General features: G+C 61.1%; 17 protein-coding genes. 10 read left to right on the plus strand and 7 right to left on the minus strand.

What is annotated here, in order from left to right:
* Nucleotides 1-13: 13 nt before the first annotated feature.
* Nucleotides 14-802 carry an acyl-CoA thioesterase gene (locus tag B9Q17_RS06475; RefSeq protein WP_094624589.1) on the plus strand — a complete coding sequence of 263 codons (789 nt, stop codon included), beginning with the start codon at nt 14-16 and terminating at the stop codon, nt 800-802.
* Nucleotides 803-816: 14 nt separating this feature from the next.
* Here B9Q17_RS06475 and B9Q17_RS06480 read toward each other — a convergent pair whose 3' ends face one another.
* The 3 genes from B9Q17_RS06480 to B9Q17_RS06490 form a co-directional block, all read right to left on the minus strand.
* Nucleotides 817-1,716: a haloalkane dehalogenase gene (locus B9Q17_RS06480; RefSeq protein WP_094624590.1), complete on the minus strand. Its 900-nt coding sequence runs from the start codon at nt 1,714-1,716 to the stop codon at nt 817-819.
* Between the two features lie 122 nt (nt 1,717-1,838).
* On the minus strand, nt 1,839-2,087 hold the full coding sequence (locus B9Q17_RS06485; RefSeq protein WP_022988709.1) for a hypothetical protein: 249 nt from the start codon (nt 2,085-2,087) through the stop codon (nt 1,839-1,841).
* A 97-nt stretch (nt 2,088-2,184) separates the two neighbouring features.
* The gene (locus tag B9Q17_RS06490; protein WP_094624591.1) at nt 2,185-2,535 is read right to left on the minus strand and encodes a hypothetical protein; all 351 of its coding nucleotides are present in this window, start codon (nt 2,533-2,535) and stop codon (nt 2,185-2,187) included.
* Between the two features lie 132 nt (nt 2,536-2,667).
* On the opposite strand from B9Q17_RS06490, the gene B9Q17_RS06495 reads away from it, so the two are divergent.
* Together B9Q17_RS06495 and B9Q17_RS06500 are read left to right on the plus strand one after the other, a co-directional pair.
* Nucleotides 2,668-3,759 carry an AI-2E family transporter gene (locus B9Q17_RS06495; RefSeq protein ID WP_094624592.1) on the plus strand — a complete coding sequence of 364 codons (1,092 nt, stop codon included), beginning with the start codon at nt 2,668-2,670 and terminating at the stop codon, nt 3,757-3,759.
* A gap of 94 nt (nt 3,760-3,853) precedes the next feature.
* On the plus strand, nt 3,854-4,258 hold the full coding sequence (locus tag B9Q17_RS06500; protein WP_232900870.1) for a peptidoglycan-binding domain-containing protein: 405 nt from the start codon (nt 3,854-3,856) through the stop codon (nt 4,256-4,258).
* Nucleotides 4,259-4,343: 85 nt separating this feature from the next.
* Here B9Q17_RS06500 and ilvD read toward each other — a convergent pair whose 3' ends face one another.
* Entirely contained in the window at nt 4,344-6,179 is a 1,836-nt protein-coding gene (gene ilvD, locus B9Q17_RS06505) for a dihydroxy-acid dehydratase (protein WP_094624593.1), read from the minus strand.
* Nucleotides 6,180-6,338: 159 nt separating this feature from the next.
* Between ilvD and B9Q17_RS06510 the strand changes: the two genes are divergently transcribed.
* Nucleotides 6,339-6,935, plus strand: coding sequence for an LON peptidase substrate-binding domain-containing protein (locus tag B9Q17_RS06510; RefSeq protein ID WP_094624594.1), 597 nt, complete (start codon nt 6,339-6,341; stop codon nt 6,933-6,935).
* A gap of 6 nt (nt 6,936-6,941) precedes the next feature.
* Here the strand turns inward: B9Q17_RS06510 and B9Q17_RS06515 are convergent, their stop codons facing one another.
* Genes B9Q17_RS06515 through B9Q17_RS06525 form a run of 3 tightly spaced genes read right to left on the minus strand, consistent with a single transcriptional unit; the run spans nt 6,942 to nt 10,410 of the window.
* Nucleotides 6,942-8,402 (minus strand): bifunctional DedA family/phosphatase PAP2 family protein, encoded by a 1,461-nt coding sequence (locus tag B9Q17_RS06515; RefSeq protein ID WP_094624595.1) that lies wholly within the window; start codon nt 8,400-8,402, stop codon nt 6,942-6,944.
* On the minus strand, nt 8,399-9,397 hold the full coding sequence (locus tag B9Q17_RS06520) for a GGDEF domain-containing protein (protein WP_094624596.1): 999 nt from the start codon (nt 9,395-9,397) through the stop codon (nt 8,399-8,401). The genes B9Q17_RS06515 and B9Q17_RS06520 overlap by 4 nt, the downstream gene beginning before the upstream one ends.
* Nucleotides 9,394-10,410 (minus strand): GGDEF domain-containing protein, encoded by a 1,017-nt coding sequence (locus tag B9Q17_RS06525; RefSeq protein WP_094624597.1) that lies wholly within the window; start codon nt 10,408-10,410, stop codon nt 9,394-9,396. Before B9Q17_RS06525 ends, B9Q17_RS06520 begins: the two co-directional genes overlap by 4 nt.
* A 145-nt stretch (nt 10,411-10,555) precedes the next feature.
* On the opposite strand from B9Q17_RS06525, the gene B9Q17_RS06530 reads away from it, so the two are divergent.
* The 6 genes from B9Q17_RS06530 (at nt 10,556) to rodA (ending at nt 16,430) form a co-directional block, all read left to right on the plus strand.
* Entirely contained in the window at nt 10,556-11,812 is a 1,257-nt protein-coding gene (locus tag B9Q17_RS06530) for a glutamate-5-semialdehyde dehydrogenase (RefSeq protein WP_094624598.1), read from the plus strand.
* Between the two features lie 4 nt (nt 11,813-11,816).
* Entirely contained in the window at nt 11,817-12,467 is a 651-nt protein-coding gene (nadD, locus tag B9Q17_RS06535) for a nicotinate-nucleotide adenylyltransferase (RefSeq protein ID WP_022988719.1), read from the plus strand.
* Between the two features lie 93 nt (nt 12,468-12,560).
* A complete protein-coding gene (gene rsfS, locus B9Q17_RS06540) occupies nt 12,561-12,911 on the plus strand; it encodes a ribosome silencing factor (RefSeq protein ID WP_022988720.1) in 351 nt (116 codons plus the stop codon).
* 2 nt (nt 12,912-12,913) lie between these two features.
* On the plus strand, nt 12,914-13,384 hold the full coding sequence (gene rlmH / locus B9Q17_RS06545; protein ID WP_022988721.1) for a 23S rRNA (pseudouridine(1915)-N(3))-methyltransferase RlmH: 471 nt from the start codon (nt 12,914-12,916) through the stop codon (nt 13,382-13,384).
* Nucleotides 13,385-13,392: 8 nt separating this feature from the next.
* The gene (gene mrdA / locus B9Q17_RS06550; protein WP_094624599.1) at nt 13,393-15,288 is read left to right on the plus strand and encodes a penicillin-binding protein 2; all 1,896 of its coding nucleotides are present in this window, start codon (nt 13,393-13,395) and stop codon (nt 15,286-15,288) included.
* Nucleotides 15,288-16,430 (plus strand): rod shape-determining protein RodA, encoded by a 1,143-nt coding sequence (gene rodA, locus B9Q17_RS06555; protein ID WP_094624600.1) that lies wholly within the window; start codon nt 15,288-15,290, stop codon nt 16,428-16,430. Before mrdA ends, rodA begins: the two co-directional genes overlap by 1 nt.
* The last annotated feature ends 48 nt before the right edge of the window (nt 16,431-16,478 follow it).

The following is a 16,478-nucleotide window of genomic DNA, read 5'->3' on the forward strand; positions in this document are numbered from 1 at the left end:
GGAAAATAAGCCTATGACCTTTGATCAGCTGCTGGCCGAAGTACGCCAGGATGGCACAGTGACCCTTCCTTCTGACTGGGCTCAGGGGCGCGCCACGTTTGGCGGCCTGGTTGCGGCTCTCGCATTTGATGTGATGGCAGCAAAGGTGGCGGAAGGCCGGGCTATGAGGGCCCTGCAGGTATCTTTTGTCGGGCCGGTGGAGCCCGGCGTGCCGGCGCAGTTTGAGGCCGAACTTTTGCGCGAAGGCAAGGCCGTTTCGCAAGTACAGGGGCGGATTCTGCAGAATGGCGAACCTCGCCTGGTCTGCCTGGCCAGCTTCGGCGGAGACCGGGAATCGGCCATTCAGGTGGAGCCGCTTCCGGCGCCCGAAGCCAGGCCGGTCGACCAGTGTCAGGGGCTGCCCTACATCAAGGGTATGACTCCGGAGTTCACCCAGCACATCGAGATGCGCTGGGCGTTCGGCAATTTGCCGTTTTCCGGTAAGGGTGGTCGCGAAATGGGCGGCTGGATGCAGTTCCGGGAAGCTCCGGAAGTGTTTACCGATGCCCACATTGTTGCGCTGGTAGATGCCTGGCCACCGGCGGTACTGCCGCACCTGAAAGATCGTGCGCCGGCCAGTTCCCTGAGCTGGGCGCTGGAAATTGTGCATCCCCGGCCGGTGATCAATCCCGGTGACTGGCTGCTGTACCGGGCCACCATTGACCAGGCGGGAGCGGGTTACGGCCACACCCATGCTGGTGTCTGGACTGCCAGCGGAGAGCTGGTGGCGCTGAGCCGGCAGACGGTTACCGTGTTCGGATAAGCCTGGAGCGGGCGTCAGGCCGCCATCTCGGCCTTCAGGGCGTCCAGTATCACCCGGGCAAACTGGCGGGGTGAATCTTCCTGCAGGAAGTGACCGCCACTGAGGGTAATGTGGGGCTGGCCGAAAGCGCCGGGGATGCGGCGCTGCATCAGCCGGTCTCCGCCCCGGGTAATCGGGTCACTGCTGCTGAAGCAGGTAATAAACGGCTTGCGCCATTTTTCCAGTATCCGCCAGGCTTCCCGGTTCGCTGCGCTGGATGGATCCGAGGGTGAGGTGGGCACCAGTTTCGGAAAGGCCCGTGCCCCGGCTTTGTGGCGGGCGTCCGGAAAGGGGGCTTCGTAGGCGGCCAGTTCGCCGCTGGACAGGGTTCTCTCGGTACCCAGCTGGATGATCCGTGCTACGGGAAACCAGGGGCTGTGGCTGGCAAAGGCTTTCCACAGGCGAAAAACAGACGGTACCGGTGAGTCTCCGGTGGGCAGCATGCCGTTGCCGACAATAATGCGGCTGAAGCGCCGGTGGTTTTCTGCAGCCAGTCGCAAGCCCAGCAGTGAGCCCCAGTTCTGGCATACCAGCGTGATATTCCACAGGTCCAGCTCTTCGGCCCACCGGGTCAGCCAGTTTACGTGGTTGTCCGAGGTGTAGTCTGCGGTGTCGACAGGTTTGTCCGATTTTCCGAAACCGGCGAGGTCCGGCGCCAGTACCCGGTGTCCGGCATCGGCGACCACGGGGATCATGTGCCGGTACAGGTACGACCAGGAAGGCTCACCGTGCAGCATCACTACCGGTGCCGCATTTTTCGGGCCTTCATCCACGAAGTGCATTCGCAGGCCCGGTTCGACATCCAGATAGTTGGGGGAGAAAGGGTAATCCGGGAGGCCTGCGAAGCGGCCTTCGTCAGTTCTCAGAATACGCATGCCATCGACTGTCCTGACTGATAGGTTGCGCGATTGTCGCGGTGACAATGTTCAGCCTTCAGGATAATGCAGATGGAATGTTGCTGTGTTTGAGTTCGGTAACAGAGCGTTGCGGCTTTGAATCAGGACGCAATATCGAACAGGCGCTCGGGGTTGTCGACTTGCGCGAGGGCTTCGTCACAACAGTTGACGGCACCGCAGTCGTCGGCCGAGCACAGGCCGATGGTGTCGCAGCAGATGTCCTGGTGGTTGTCGCCCTGGTTCCGGAAAATCCGGGCCCGGGACAGGATCGAGCGGCAATGGCCGCACAGCAGCGTGGGTACTGCGCTTCTTTCTGCCAGAAAGGCATTGAAGTGTTGATGTTGAGTCATAAGAAATCCTCCTGATCTACCTACCATAGGGACGCTTTGTGACAATTCAAAGTCTGCCAGCGGGCGTTCCATAGTTCGGGTTCAGCAGTTATACGTATCAGGCGTCAGGATCGACTACCGGGCGGCGGTTGGAACGTTTGTCGTCCCAGTCCAGGTCTTTCGGGTCGTACCAGCCCAGCCGGTCGGTTACCTTGCGCCGGGTGAACTCGGAAAGCGTGGGCCAGAGTTCCTGGAAGTCTTCCAGCCCTCTTTCCCGTTGCCGTAACTGCTTGCTGGCCAGCCGGCTGATGGTGCGGGGCAGGTGCAGGGCTTCGCCGAGTTGCCCGGGCACCAATACCTCCTGCCCCATCACTTTCCGGCGATGGGTGCGGGCGGCCAGCACCTTCTGCAGTTCGGTGGCAGCCTCAAGGGCGGTTTCGATGGTAAAGCTATCGGGATCCAACAACATGGCCTGTTTATTTGCTGTTCGATAACCTGCCACTATAACGTGAATCCGGCTACAGTGGCCACGCTCTCGTGGTAGTCTGCGGGGCTGGAAAACCGGTTCGCCGGGAACGTCATTGCTTCAGGAATGTTTGATATGTACGCAAAACTCGAGACACGGACCTTTCTGGCCATGCTGGTGGGTGTGTCGTTTGCTTTTATCTGGCTGATGAAGCCGTTTTTCGGGCCGATTTTCTGGGCCGTGGCCATTGCCCTGATTTTTCACCCGGTCCAGCAACTGCTGGTCAGGCGCCTGGGCGAGCGCCCCAACATCAATGCCCTGATCACCCTTATGATCTGCATGATTATCGTGGTGATTCCGGTGCTGTTTCTCGGGACTGCGCTGATTGCCGAAGGCGTTGGCATCTACCAGAAAATCCAGGAAGGGGAAATCCGGCCGGGGGAATACATTGACCAGGTGAACCGGTCATTTCCGGCCATTCAGGCTTTCCTGGCCCAGTTTGACATCAACTTCGGTGAACTTCGGGATCGTGCGGTGAGCGCCATTCTGGGCGGCAGTCAGTTCCTGGCCAAGCAGGCCCTGGGCATTGGCCAGAACACCTTCCAGTTTTTTCTGGGGCTGGCGCTGATGGTTTACCTGGCATTTTTCCTGCTGCGGGACGGCCATAAACTGGTTGAGTTGCTGATCAAGGCGTTGCCGCTCGGGGATGAGCGTGAGCGGCTGTTGTTTGCCAAGTTTGCCGAGGTTACCCGGGCTACCGTGAAGGGTAACCTGCTGATTGCCATTATCCAGGGTGCGCTGGGGGGGCTGATCTTCTGGGCCCTGGGTATTACCGGCGCCTTGCTGTGGGGGGTGGTGATGGCGATTGTCTCGCTGCTGCCGGCCGTGGGGGCAGCGATTGTGTGGGTGCCGGCAGCGGTCTACCTGGCAGCCGTTGGCGATATCATTCCGGCGATCATCCTGACGGCGTTTGGCACCATTGTGATCGGCCTGGCCGACAACCTGCTGCGCCCGATACTGGTGGGCCGGGACACCAAGATGCCGGATTACCTGGTGCTTCTGTCCACCCTCGGTGGCATCGTGCTGTTCGGCATCAATGGCTTTGTTATGGGGCCACTGGTGGCAGCGCTGTTTATGGCGTTCTGGGGGATTTTTATCCGGGAGTTCGGCGAAGAGGCGCATGCTTCCCGGCCAGAATGTGAACCAGGTAGCAAGGATGAGGATTAGCTTGTGCTAGGGTCGGGTTAATGCCCTCGACCGTGGAGATGGGCGCCGCATTACCCTAATAACAAGATATTCAAGCGATATCAGGAGTAAGCCGGTGTTTACCACGAAAACTGCCAGCCATCCATTGCACAAACTGGTCCTCGCTGCGGGAGCCGTTGCGCTCCTTGGCACTGCCTCTTTGTCCCACGCCAATGATGTTGTCGCACTAAAGCACGCTTTATATGGCGCCGGGTACGATATAAACAATGTGAACCCCAAACTGGATGAACATACCCGGGCCGAGTTAACCCAATATCAGGAAGATCAGGGGCTGGAAGCCAGCGGTACCCTGAATGAAGAAACCAAGAAGGCGCTCGGGATGGTGGTCGTTGCAGAGGCTGCTCCCGAATCCAGGGCGCCCGCTCAGGCAGCTGCGAAGCCGGAAAGTGAGCCGCAGCCTGAAGCTGCCGAGCAAGCTGAAGAAAAGGATGACGAAGACGAAGCCTGGTCGCTCTGGTAATCCCGGCCCGGCCGCTTTGGCCAATGTCATAAAAAAGCCCGCAGGCTTGGCAGCTTGCGGGCTTTTTGTTTAAGGCCTGTTGGGATCAGTCCAGCTTGGACAGGTCCCGGACCGCGCCTTTATCTGCGCTGGTGGCCAGCAGGGCGTAGGCCTTCAGGGCCGCCGACACCTTCCGGGGACGGGAGTTTTCCGGTTTCCAGCCCTTGGCATCCCGCGCTTCGCGGCGCTTCTGCAGCTCGTCGTTGCTGACCTGCACATTGATGCTGCGGTTCGGGATGTCGATCAGGATGGTGTCGCCTTCCTCGATCAGGCCGATAGCGCCGCCGGCAGCCGCTTCCGGAGACGCATGGCCGATGGACAGGCCCGAAGTACCGCCAGAGAAGCGGCCGTCAGTCAGCAGGGCGCATTCCTTGCCCAGTCCCTTGGATTTCAGGTAGCTGGTGGGGTAGAGCATTTCCTGCATGCCGGGGCCACCTTTCGGGCCTTCGTAGCGAATGATGACCACGTCGCCTGCCTTCACTTCGTCATTCAGAATACCGGCCACGGCCGTGTCCTGGCTCTCGAAGACCTTGGCCTTGCCTTCGAATACGAAGATGCTTTCGTCTACACCGGCGGTTTTTACCACGCAGCCGTCGACCGCGATGTTGCCGAACAGTACGGCCAAACCGCCTTCGGATGAGTAGGCGTTTTCGACGGAACGGATACAGCCGTTCTCACGGTCACCGTCCAGGCTCGGCCAGCGGGTGCTCTGGCTGAATGCGGTCTGGGTGGGAATGCCGGCCGGGCCGGCCTTATAGAATTCCACCACTTCAGCGGTGGGGGAGCGCATGATGTCCCACACTTCCAGGGCTTCTTTCATGGTCTTGCTGTGTACGGTGGGCAGATCGGTGTTGATCAGGCCGCCGCGTTCCAGTTCACCCAGAATGCCCATGATGCCGCCGGCGCGGTGCACATCTTCCATATGGTACAGGGGCGAGTTCGGGGCCACCTTGCACAGCTGCGGTACCTCCCGGGACAACCGGTCGATATCGGCCAGGGTGAAGTCCACCTGGCCTTCCTGGGCTGCTGCCAGCAGGTGCAGGATGGTGTTGGTGGAGCCGCCCATGGCAATGTCCATGGTCATGGCATTCTGGAAGGCTTCCATGGAGGCAATGCTGCGGGGCAGCACGCTGGCATCGTTCTGCTCGTAATAGCGCTTGGCGTTTTCCACAATCTGGCGGCCGGCGTTCAGGAACAGCTGCTCGCGGTCGGAATGGGTCGCCAGCAGCGAGCCGTTGCCCGGAAGGGCCAGGCCGATGGCTTCGGTCAGGCAGTTCATGGAGTTGGCGGTGAACATGCCGGAGCAGGAGCCACAGGTGGGGCACGCGCTGCGTTCGTATTCTTCCACCATCTCGTCGGTGGCGGTCGGATCAGCCGCGATCACCATGGCATCTACCAGGTCCAGCTTGTTCTCGGACAGCTTGGTTTTACCGGCTTCCATGGGACCGCCGGAAACGAAGATCGTCGGAATGTTCAGGCGCAGCGCGGCCATCAGCATGCCCGGGGTGATCTTGTCGCAGTTGGAAATGCACACCAGTGCATCGGCACAGTGGGCGTTGGCCATGTACTCTACGGAGTCGGCAATGATCTCCCGGGAGGGCAGGGAATACAGCATGCCGTCGTGGCCCATGGCGATACCGTCGTCTACGGCGATGGTGTTGAATTCCTTCGCCACACCACCGGCGGCTTCGATTTCGCGACAGACCAGCTGGCCCAGGTCTTTCAGGTGCACGTGGCCGGGCACAAACTGGGTGAACGAGTTGGCAACGGCGATAATCGGTTTGCCGAAATCGTCATTTTTCATACCGGTGGCGCGCCAGAGCGCACGGGCTCCGGCCATGTTGCGGCCGGCGGTTGAGGTGTGGGAACGATACTGGGGCATGGCGTGCTGCTCTCTCCCTTAATTTTGAACGGACTAAGCGAAACCGAGAGGATAACAGATTCCGTGCCCCTCGCATGGCTGTTTTCCGGATCGGTGTTTACAATAAACCTTCAGCCCGCAGGCTGAATTCCATAAAACCAACCAAGAGCCATTCCCACAGTGACTGACTCACTTTCCAGCGTGCCGCTGTTTCCGCTCAATTCCATTATCCTGCCCAAGGGGCGTATTCCCCTGCAGCTGTTCGAGCCCCGCTACATAGATATGCTGACCCGCTGCCTGAAAGAGCAGCAGGGCTTTGTGGTAGTGCTTTTACAGGATGGCGACGAGGTTGGCCGCAAGGCCCTGTTCCACGAACAGGGCACCTATGTGCGGATTATCGACTTCCAGCAGCTGGACAACGGCTTGCTGGGTATCACCGTTGAAGGCGACACCAAGGTGCGGGTAGTCCGCAACTGGCAGCAGGAAGACGGTTTGCACATGGGGGATGCCGAGCCGTTGGAGCCGGAGCAGCAGGTTGATATTCCGGACCGGCACTATGAATTGCCGGCGGTTCTGCAGGCCCTGTTCCGGCATCCGGTGGTGAAGGATCTGGGCATGGATGTCGATTTCGAAGATGCCCGTGAGGTGGGCTGGCGGCTTACCGAGCTGTTGCCCCTGGACAAGTCCGAGAAGCAGCAGCTGGCGGAGTGCCAGGATCCGGTCGAACGCCTGGACCGGTTGCAAGCCCTGCTGGACATCCTTGAACAAGGCTCCTGAAGCCGGTCAGGGCGCCACAGGCTGCGGCGAGTAGGCCAGAACGGCACCGTCCCAATGGCCGGCAATGTAAACGGCGGTGAATGCCAGCCACAGGCCCAGCGCTGCCCAGGTGAACGGATCCGGGCTCAGCGGCACGCGATCAAATCGGCTGTAGCTGGCGCGGATAACCCCGGTGATGGCCAACCCCAGGAACAACCCTCCCAGAACATCGGTAAACCAGTGTACCCCCAGATACAGCCGGCTCAGGGCTACCGGCAGCAATGGCAGTGACAGCAGCACGTAGCTTTGCCAGCGTTGCCGTTGCCGGCTTTCCGCCGCAATGAAGCTGGCGCACAGGGTTACCAGCACCGTGGCCCCGGCAGTGTGGCCGCTGGGAAAGGCCCCTGAAGATGGCGGGAGCATCACCGTATCGGGCCGTGGTATGCCGAAGCCGGCTTTCAGTAACCAGATGCTCCCGCTGGCCAAAATGGCGGCTGCGGCCACGTGGATAGCGGCGGCATAGTAGCCGCGAAATACCAGCACCAGAAACCCGAGCACGGCGGCGACAATCAGTACCGGTGGGTCTCCGGCCAGGGTAAAGGCAACCATCGGCAAATCCAGCAGCGGCTGGCGCAGCAGGGCAAACCAGGCCAGCACCTGTTGGTTCAGTTCATACAGTTTGCTGCTGACCGTCACCACCTGTGCCAGTATCAGGAACAGCGCCAGGGCTGTAACGGACATCATCAGGGACGGCAGCGGGAATTCGCCACGGCGGGCCGGTCGCTCGCTGGTGTACAGCCGCCAGAACCGGTGGGTTGCATCGTAGCGGGCCATAGTGGTTTCCAGCCACCGGTACGGGCGGCTGCCTTCCCCCAGACCCAGTCGCATTTGCAGCAGGATCAGGTAAACCACCAGCAGTACCCCAAAGCTGACTCCGAGCACCAGGTAGAAGTGAGGTGGCGGTTTGATCTCGCTGGCCAGTGCCGTGCCTACGGTGAACCCGGGCAGGATATACACCAGTGCCCATCCTACTGCCGACAGCAAGTTAAAGGTAATGAAGGTGCGCCAGGGCATGTGCAGTGCGCCTGCCACCATGGGGATGATAGGGCGTATCGGGCCCACGAATCGCCCGATGATGACGCTCTTGCCGCCATGGGCCCGGAAGAAGTTTTCTCCCTTGGCAATCAGGCCGGGGTAACGGCTCAAGGGCCACACGGTGTCGAGTCGTCCTTTGAGTAGCCGGCCGATGGAGAAGCTCAGGACATCGCCGGCCACGGCGCCAAGGCCAGCCCAGATCAGGGCTTCGGACAGGGGAATGCCGGTTTTACCGGCCAGGGCGGCAAAGGCAAACAGCATGGCCACGCCAGGCACGATGATGCCGGCGATAGCCAGGGATTCAATCAGGGCCGTGGCAAACAGGGCGAACACCAGCCAGCCCGGGTTGCCAGCTACCCAGGTGGTCAGCTCAGTGAACCAGCTCCCTGTCATGCCCGGACCGGCTCTCCCGGGGTGAACCAGGCGGAATCAGCCCCGTGTTTCCTGGCTTCCAGCATGGCATTGGTTGCCCGCTGGCGAAGCAGCTCGGTGCTGGTATCGCCATTGCCCCGTGTAGTACAGCCAAGGCTTACGGACACCTTGCCGGTTTCCGGCCAGTCCCGTTCGGCGATGGTGCGGCGGATGCGTTCGGCAATGACCCGCAGGCCTTCTTCCGGGGTGAATGGCAGGATCAGGAAAAACTCGGAATCCTGCAGGCTGTACAGGGAGTCTCCCGCCCGGATGGTTTCGAACAGTTGCCGGGTAATCTGGCTCAGCAGGCGGTTCAGGCCGCGCTTGCCGTGCAGGTCGCGGATCTGGTCGTGGTGGTCCAGGCTCAGGCTGATGACCGACAGCGGGTGGCCGGTGGCAATGGCCCGGCTGATTTCCTTTTGCAGGGTTTCATCCAGGAATCGGGCATTGTGGGCGCCGGTGATCGGGTCGGTAATGGCCAGGTCCTGGGCGGACTGGGTCATGTGGTCGTAGTGCCAGACATAAAGCGCGGTGACGGCGGCCAGCAACAGCAGCCCCGCACTGGTGATAACGGCATCGGTTACAGGGTTGCCGAGCCAGGTCACGGCAATCACCGGTAGCAGTAGCAGGGCGCACAGCGCCAGCCCCTGCCGAAGGGGCAGGATTAGCAGGTTGAGCACCAGCAGGGGCATGGCCCAGTGGCTGATGCCGGGCGCGTTCATGGTCAGAACGGCCGCCACCAGGCCACTGTTCAGGCCGGCCAGGATGATCAGGTGGCCCGGTGCCGAAAGCTGGTGGCGACGGCAGAAGTAGGTATACACCAGCCCGGCCAGCAGCAGGGCGGTCATTGCCAGGGCCAGGTAAAACAGTTGGTAGAAGCCGTAGCGCAGGTTTTGCAACGCCAGGACGGAAATAACCAGGGCTGTCAGGCTGTAGGCGGCGCTGTGGCTCCAGGTACGCAGGCGGGTTTCGGTCATTGAGCGTTGGCCTCCGGATCCTGTTTGCCCGGAAGGTCGGACGGCAGCGGGTTGCTGAAGGTCTGGGTGCGATTGCCACCCTGTTGCTGGGCCCGGCGCAGGGCGTTGGCCACGCTTTGCTGCAGGCTGTCGGCATCATCGCCAATGTTCAGGCCGGCGACGCCGGTGCTGACGGTGAGTTTCAGGCCGTGAGACTCCATCAATTTATCAAGTCCCTGGCGGATGAGGTCTGCCTTCTTTGCGGTTTCGGCGGTATTTGCGCCCGGCAGAATCGCGAGGAATTGCAGGTCGGCCACCCGGTAATAGGTATCGAAGTCCCGTAACTGGGAATGCAGGTAACGGCCGATTCTGGGCAGGATAGCGCGGATGTCTTCGTCCGGGTCGCTGTCACTCAGATGGGTGTCGAGGCCGATCATCATCACCGACAGGTTGGTGCCCTCCCGTTCGCTGCGCTGGATTTCCTTGTGCAGGTCCGCCGACAGGTACTCCCGGCTGGCGGCCTGGGTGAGCTCGTCGGTGCGGCGCAGTGGCGCCAGCTGGCGGGACTTGTATTCCCGCAGGAACACCAGGATGCCGGCCAACAGCGTGGTCAGTACAAACGCGCTGACCATCTGGTGGCGGTCTGGCAGGTTGACCAGCCATTGGGCGCTGGACAGCACAAGGACCAGCAGAACCAGGGTCACCGGTGCCGCCAGGTAAACCGGCAGCAGGGCGAAGGTGGCCAGCGGCAGGGCATAGAGCCAGTGGCTTAGCGACCACGGCCCCAGCCACAGGGCGGCAACAAGCGCCAGGGCCAGGGCGCCGAGGAAAAAATACCTCAGTTGTGGCCATGGCAGTTTGCCCTGTTGATTGTTCAGGGGGCTGCCTGCCAGGCACAACCCCGCCGCAGCCGCCGCAGAAGCCGCCGCAAGGGGTTCGCCAAGCAGCACACTCAGGGCGCTGGTGAGTGCCAGGGCGGCACAACCGGCTTTGGTGAGGGCGCTGGGCAGGAATTTTTCGGCCGACTGGGGCATGGAACCTCTGTCCTTCGCTGGCACATCCATTGAATATTGAAAGCAGTGCAGCGGTATAATAGTCGTTTGGGGTGCGGACTTGAAACGGGAAAGGTAAAGTAACCGCCCGGTTTTGGAATCAGCTAGCAGAATAAAAGGTAAATCGATGGATGTTGCAGCCTATATGGCGGAGCTTGGCCAACAGGCCAGGGTCGCCTCAAGAGAAGTCGCCCGTTCGGCAACCGCCGTGCGCAACCAGGCCCTGCTGGCAACAGCGGAAGCACTGGATGCGGCGCGCCAGGCACTGGCAGAGGCTAACCGCAAGGACCTGGAAAACGGCCGGGCCAATGGCCTGGACGAGGCCATGCTGGACCGCCTTGAGCTGACGCCGGCCCGTATCGACACCATGATTGAAGGCCTGCGCCAGGTGGCAACCCTGCCGGACCCGGTGGGCGAAATCACCGATATGACCTATCGCCCCTCCGGTATCCAGGTGGGCAAGATGCGCGTTCCGCTGGGCGTTATCGGCATCATCTACGAATCCCGGCCGAATGTGACGGTCGAGGCGGCCAGCCTTTGCCTGAAGTCCGGCAATGCCACCATTCTGCGTGGTGGCTCCGAGGCCATCCATTCCAACCAGGCGATTGCCGAATGCCTGGCCACCGGCCTGGCGGCCGCCGGGCTGCCGGAAGCCGCAGTGCAGGTGGTGAAAACCACCGACCGCGCCGCGGTGGGCGAGCTGATCACCATGCCCCAGTACGTGGATGTGATTGTGCCCCGGGGTGGTAAAGGCCTGATCGAACGCATCAGCCGCGATGCGCGGGTGCCGGTGATCAAGCACCTGGACGGCGTGTGCCACGTGTACATCGACAGCCATGCCGACCCTGAAAAGGCCTTGAAGGTTGCGGTCAACGCCAAGACCCACCGTTACGGCACCTGCAACACCATGGAAACCCTTTTGGTGGACCAGGAAGTGGCAGACGATATGCTGCCCCTGCTGGCCGCCGAATTTGCCGCCAAGGGTGTGGAGTTGCGGGGCTGTGAACGTACCTGCGCGATTCTTGAAGGCATCAGTGCCGCCACCGAGGACGACTGGCACGAAGAGTACCTGGCGCCGATTCTCGCGGTGCGTGTGGTCGACGGCCTGGATGGCGCCATCGAGCACATCAACCGGTACAGCTCCCAGCATACCGACAGCATCATCACCGAGAACTACACCCGGGCCCGCCGGTTCCTGACCGAGGTGGATTCCAGTTCGGTGATGGTCAACGCCTCCACCCGCTTTGCGGACGGTTTCGAATATGGCCTGGGGGCTGAAATCGGCATTTCCACCGACAAGATCCACGCCCGTGGCCCGGTTGGCCTGGAAGGCCTGACTTCCCAGAAATATGTGGTATTCGGCGACGGCCACATCCGGGCCTGATGCCATGCATGTAATCTACGGTGGCACCTTTGACCCCATCCATCACGGACACCTCCGGCTGGCGCTGGAGGTATCCGACGCCCTGGCGGTGGATCGGGTTCACCTGGTGCCCTGTCATATTCCTCCCCATCGGGGCGACACGGGAGCGACCTCAGCCCAGCGGCTCGAGCTGATCCGCCTGGCCATCGCCGGCGAAGAACGCCTGCGGGTGGATGACCGTGAACTTCAGCGGGCCGGTGCCTCTTACACCGCAGACACTTTGCGCCAGCTCCGGCAGGAACTGGGTGCGGAGGCGCCCCTGGTCATGGTCGTGGGTACTGATTCCTTTGCCGGCTTTGACCGCTGGCAGGACTGGCAGCAGATTCCCGAACTGGCGCACATTGTGGTGGTACGCCGGCCCGGCGCTGAGCTGCCTGAAAACAGTGGTGCGGCACACTTGCTTGCGGGCCGGCGCGCTGCCGGTGCGGCCAGTTTGCGGGAGAGCCCGGCTGGCCGGGTACTGGAGCTGGATCCGCCGCTGCTGGACATCTCGGCAACCGGCATTCGGGAGCGCATTGCAACCGGCCGTTCTCCCCGATACCTGATGCCCGATGCCGTGTGGCAGAGAGTGCAGGCACTGGGCCTTTATGGTTCCGGCAGCGCCAACGGTTTTTAGGAGTTATCCACAGCCGGCTTTGATGCTACAATCGCGGCTGAATATCACTTATCGGGTGGCCACTCCGGCCAGAGCCCGGAAAACAGGGTAATTATGCAGGCAGAACAACTGAAAGATCTGGTCGTAAACGCTCTTGAAGAGGTCAAGGCACAGGATATCAGCGTGATTGATGTCCGTGATCGCACCAGCGTGACCGACTTTATGGTTCTCGCATCGGGTACTTCCAACCGTCACATCAAATCCCTTGCCGATTCCGTGGTTATCGAAGCCAAGGAACAGGGTGTGCGCGCCAACAATGTTGAGGGCGGCGCCGGTAGTGACTGGATTCTGGTAGATCTGGGCGATGTAGTGGTCCACGTGATGATGCCTGCTACCCGCGAATTCTACGATCTGGAGCGCTTCTGGCGTGATGCTCCGGACCTTGGTGCAGCGGGCAGCGAGTAACCATGCGCCTGCGTCTGATCTGTGTCGGGCAGAAAATGCCCGACTGGGTCAGTGCGGGGTACAACGACTACGCCCGCCGGATGCCTCCGGAGTTGCCCCTCGAACTGACTGAAATCCCCATGGCCCATCGCGGCAAGAATCCGGATATTCCCCGGTTGATGCAGCGTGAAAGCGACGCCATCCTGTCGGCAGTGGGTCAGCGTGACCGCGTGATTGCACTGGAAGTGGGTGGCCGTCCCTGGTCCACCGAGAAACTGGCGAGTCAGCTGGAAAACTGGCAGCAGGATGGTCAGGATGTCTGCTTTCTGGTGGGCGGCCCCGATGGCCTGGCTGACGCCTGTCGCAACCGTGCCGACCAGCAATGGTCACTTTCCCCCCTTACCCTGCCGCACCCGCTGGTGCGTATCGTCCTGGCCGAACAACTGTACCGGGCCTGGTCCATCACCCGTAACCATCCTTACCACCGGGCATAGGGCTGCCAATGGCCTGGGGCGAATTCAAGGACACCGTAGCAGAGCGCCGACTGTTCCAGCGCCGGGCAATGGTTATGCTGGTGCTGGTTATGCTTGCGCTGGGTGGTTTGCTGGCGCGCATGTACCAGTTACAGATCGTCGAGCATGAAATCTATACCACGCTGTCTGACAAGAACCGGGTGCAGGTGCAGTCGGTCCCGCCTCCCAGAGGGCTGGTTTACGACCGCAATAACCTGCTGCTGGCGGAAAACCGGCCGGTGTTCAGCCTCACCCTGGTGCCCGAGCGGATTGGCAGCATGGATGAAACCCTGGCCCGGCTGACGGAAATCCTGAGTATTTCCGATGAAGACATTGAACGCTTCCAGCGCCGGCTGAATGAACCGCGCCGCCCGTTCCAGGAAATTCCCCTGAGTTACGACCTGAACGAAGAGGAAATCGCCCGGATGGCGGTACACCGGCACCGGTTCCCCGGTGTCGAGGTCAAGGCCGAACTGGTTCGCTATTACCCGCACAGTGAGTTGACCGCCCATGCCCTGGGCTATGTCGGCCGTATTAACCGGAATGAACTGCAGCGCATTGATCCGGTGAATTACGCCGGCACCAACTACATCGGCAAATCCGGTGTGGAGCGATTCTACGAAAAAGTGTTGCACGGCAAGGTGGGGTACCAGCACGTAGAAACCAATGCCCGGGGGCGGATACTCCGGGTGCTGGAACGGGAAAACCCGGTACCCGGGGAAGACCTGCAGCTGCACCTGGATCTGCGCCTGCAACGCAAGGCCCACGAATTGCTGGAAGGCCGGCGTGGCGCCATCATTGCGATCGAGCCCGCCACCGGCGGCATCCTGGCCCTGGCCAGCGTGCCCGGCTTCGATGCCAACAAGTTTGTGACCGGTATCAGTGTCAAAGACTACCGGGATTTGAGTGAAAGCATCGACAAGCCCCTGTTCAACCGGGCCCTGCGTGGCCAGTATCCTCCCGGCTCCACCATCAAACCCATGATGGCCGTGGCTGCCCTGGACAGTGGCGTAACCACCCGCGAGCGAACCATCTGGGACCCGGGTTATTTCCAGCTCAAGGAAAGCGGTCGACGCTACCGGGACTGGAAGCGAACCGGGCATGGCTGGGTAGACCTGATGGATTCCGTGGCGGAGTCCTGCGATGTGTATTTTTATCAGATCGGCGTCGAAATGGGTGTCGACGTGATGTACGACTATCTGTCCCGCTTCGGGTTTGGTGAAGACGCCACCCTCGACGTCGCCGGTGCCCTCAGTGGTCTGCTGCCGTCCCGGGACTGGAAGCGGGCGGTCCGCAGTGAACCCTGGTATCCGGGGGATTCCGTCAATATGAGTATCGGCCAGGGCTTTTTCCTGGCTACACCCCTGCAACTGGCGACCGCCACGGCCCTGATTGCCAACCGGGGTGAGTGGGTAGAACCGCGCCTGCTGAAAGATATCCGTGGTGACCGCCCGGTGGAAGAGTTCCTGCCGGCATCCACCCATAAGCCCCTGGATCTCAAGAATCCTGACGATTGGGAATACGTGGTGGATACCATGGAAGAAGTTATGCACGGAACCCGCGGCACGGCTCGTGGTGCCGCCAGCGGTGCCAGCTACCGGATGGCGGGAAAAACCGGTACCGCCCAGGTGTTCAGCCTGGGTGAAGACGAAGAATACGATGCCGAGGAGATCCGCGAGCGCCTGCGGGACCACGCGCTGTTTGTCGGCTTTGCCCCGACAGACGATCCGAAAATCGCCGTTGCCATCATTGTCGAGAATGGCGGTGGCGGCAGCAGTGTCGCGGCACCGGTCGCCCGCGGGCTGTTTGATGCGTGGCTGGAGGAATTCCCTGCGGCAGAGGCGGCCCAGGTGGTGGGCCAGGCTGAAACCGGAGGTGAGGGCTGATGGCACTCGGAAAGCTGTTGAACAGCCAGGAACCGGGCGCTCTGGGCCGGCCCAAAAGCATCTGGTCAACGTTACACCTCGATCCAATCTTGCTGGCATTATTGTTGCTGCTGGTGGGTGGTGGCCTGTTTGTATTGTACAGCGGTGCAGACCGGAACTTTGCCGTGGTCAAGGGCCAGATGATCCGGTTGGGAGTGGCCTTTGTAGTGATGTTTGTGTTTGCCCAGCTGGACCCTGCAATATTCCGGCGCTGGGCACCCTGGCTGTACCTGGCTGGCCTGGCCGGGTTGGTGGCGGTGTTGCTGGTGGGTGTTGGTGCCAAGGGTGCCCAGCGCTGGCTGGCGCTGCCCGGGCTGCCCCGGTTCCAGCCTTCGGAGCTGATGAAACTGGTGGTGCCGATGATGGCGGCCTGGTATTTGTCCCGCTATTACCTGCCACCCACGTTTTCGCGGATTGTGGTTGGCCTGGTGATTGTTCTGTTGCCCATGTTCCTGATCATCCAGCAGCCTGACCTGGGTACTTTGCTGCTGGTGGGCATGGCGGGCATCTTCGTGGTGTTCTTTGCCGGCATCAGCTGGAAGCTCATTACGGCCTTTTTCGGCATGGTGGCGGTTTCCGCGCCGCTGATGTGGTTCTACGTGATGCGGGACTATCAGAAGCAACGGGTGCTGACCCTGCTTGACCCGCAAAGTGATCCCCTGGGGGCGGGCTGGAACATTATCCAGTCGAAAACCGCCATCGGCTCCGGCGGGATGGATGGCAAGGGCTGGCTCCAGGGCACCCAGTCGCACCTGGAATTCCTGCCGGAAAGCCATACCGACTTTATTGTGGCGGTGCTTGCCGAGGAATTCGGTTTTGTCGGCATGATGCTGCTGATGGCGGTGTATTTCCTGATTATCCTGCGGTGTCTCTACATTTCCGTAACCGCCCAGGATTCCTTCAGCCGTTTGCTGGCGGGTGCCCTGACCATGACGTTCTTCATCTACATCTTTGTGAACGTGGGAATGGTCAGCGGGCTGCTGCCGGTGGTTGGTGTTCCGCTGCCCCTGATCAGTTACGGGGGCACGTCCGGGGTCACCCTGATGGCAGCCTTCGGGGTGCTGATGTCGATTCACACCCACCGCCGGATGATCTCGGCGTAGCCTGGCTGGCAATAATGGCCGGCCGGTAATGGTGAATCACGCCTGGAA

Origin of the sequence: Marinobacter vinifirmus, from assembly GCF_002258215.1 — a bacterium.
In the GTDB taxonomy this organism is placed as follows: Bacteria; Pseudomonadota; Gammaproteobacteria; order Pseudomonadales; family Oleiphilaceae; genus Marinobacter; species Marinobacter vinifirmus.

What these genes read in the sequence shown, in the direction of transcription:
- B9Q17_RS06475 (WP_094624589.1), top strand. Translation starts at nt 14, where the DNA reads ATGACCTTTGATCAGCTGCTGGCCGAAGTACGCCAGGATGGCACAGTG.
- B9Q17_RS06480 (WP_094624590.1), bottom strand. Translation starts at nt 1,716, where the DNA reads ATGCGTATTCTGAGAACTGACGAAGGCCGCTTCGCAGGCCTCCCGGAT.
- B9Q17_RS06485 (WP_022988709.1), bottom strand. Translation starts at nt 2,087, where the DNA reads ATGACTCAACATCAACACTTCAATGCCTTTCTGGCAGAAAGAAGCGCA.
- B9Q17_RS06490 (WP_094624591.1), bottom strand. Translation starts at nt 2,535, where the DNA reads ATGTTGTTGGATCCCGATAGCTTTACCATCGAAACCGCCCTTGAGGCT.
- B9Q17_RS06495 (WP_094624592.1), top strand. Translation starts at nt 2,668, where the DNA reads ATGTACGCAAAACTCGAGACACGGACCTTTCTGGCCATGCTGGTGGGT.
- ilvD (WP_094624593.1), bottom strand. Translation starts at nt 6,179, where the DNA reads ATGCCCCAGTATCGTTCCCACACCTCAACCGCCGGCCGCAACATGGCC.
- B9Q17_RS06515 (WP_094624595.1), bottom strand. Translation starts at nt 8,402, where the DNA reads ATGACAGGGAGCTGGTTCACTGAGCTGACCACCTGGGTAGCTGGCAAC.
- B9Q17_RS06520 (WP_094624596.1), bottom strand. Translation starts at nt 9,397, where the DNA reads ATGACCGAAACCCGCCTGCGTACCTGGAGCCACAGCGCCGCCTACAGC.
- B9Q17_RS06525 (WP_094624597.1), bottom strand. Translation starts at nt 10,410, where the DNA reads ATGCCCCAGTCGGCCGAAAAATTCCTGCCCAGCGCCCTCACCAAAGCC.
- B9Q17_RS06530 (WP_094624598.1), top strand. Translation starts at nt 10,556, where the DNA reads ATGGATGTTGCAGCCTATATGGCGGAGCTTGGCCAACAGGCCAGGGTC.
- nadD (WP_022988719.1), top strand. Translation starts at nt 11,817, where the DNA reads ATGCATGTAATCTACGGTGGCACCTTTGACCCCATCCATCACGGACAC.
- rsfS (WP_022988720.1), top strand. Translation starts at nt 12,561, where the DNA reads ATGCAGGCAGAACAACTGAAAGATCTGGTCGTAAACGCTCTTGAAGAG.
- rlmH (WP_022988721.1), top strand. Translation starts at nt 12,914, where the DNA reads ATGCGCCTGCGTCTGATCTGTGTCGGGCAGAAAATGCCCGACTGGGTC.
- mrdA (WP_094624599.1), top strand. Translation starts at nt 13,393, where the DNA reads ATGGCCTGGGGCGAATTCAAGGACACCGTAGCAGAGCGCCGACTGTTC.
- rodA (WP_094624600.1), top strand. Translation starts at nt 15,288, where the DNA reads ATGGCACTCGGAAAGCTGTTGAACAGCCAGGAACCGGGCGCTCTGGGC.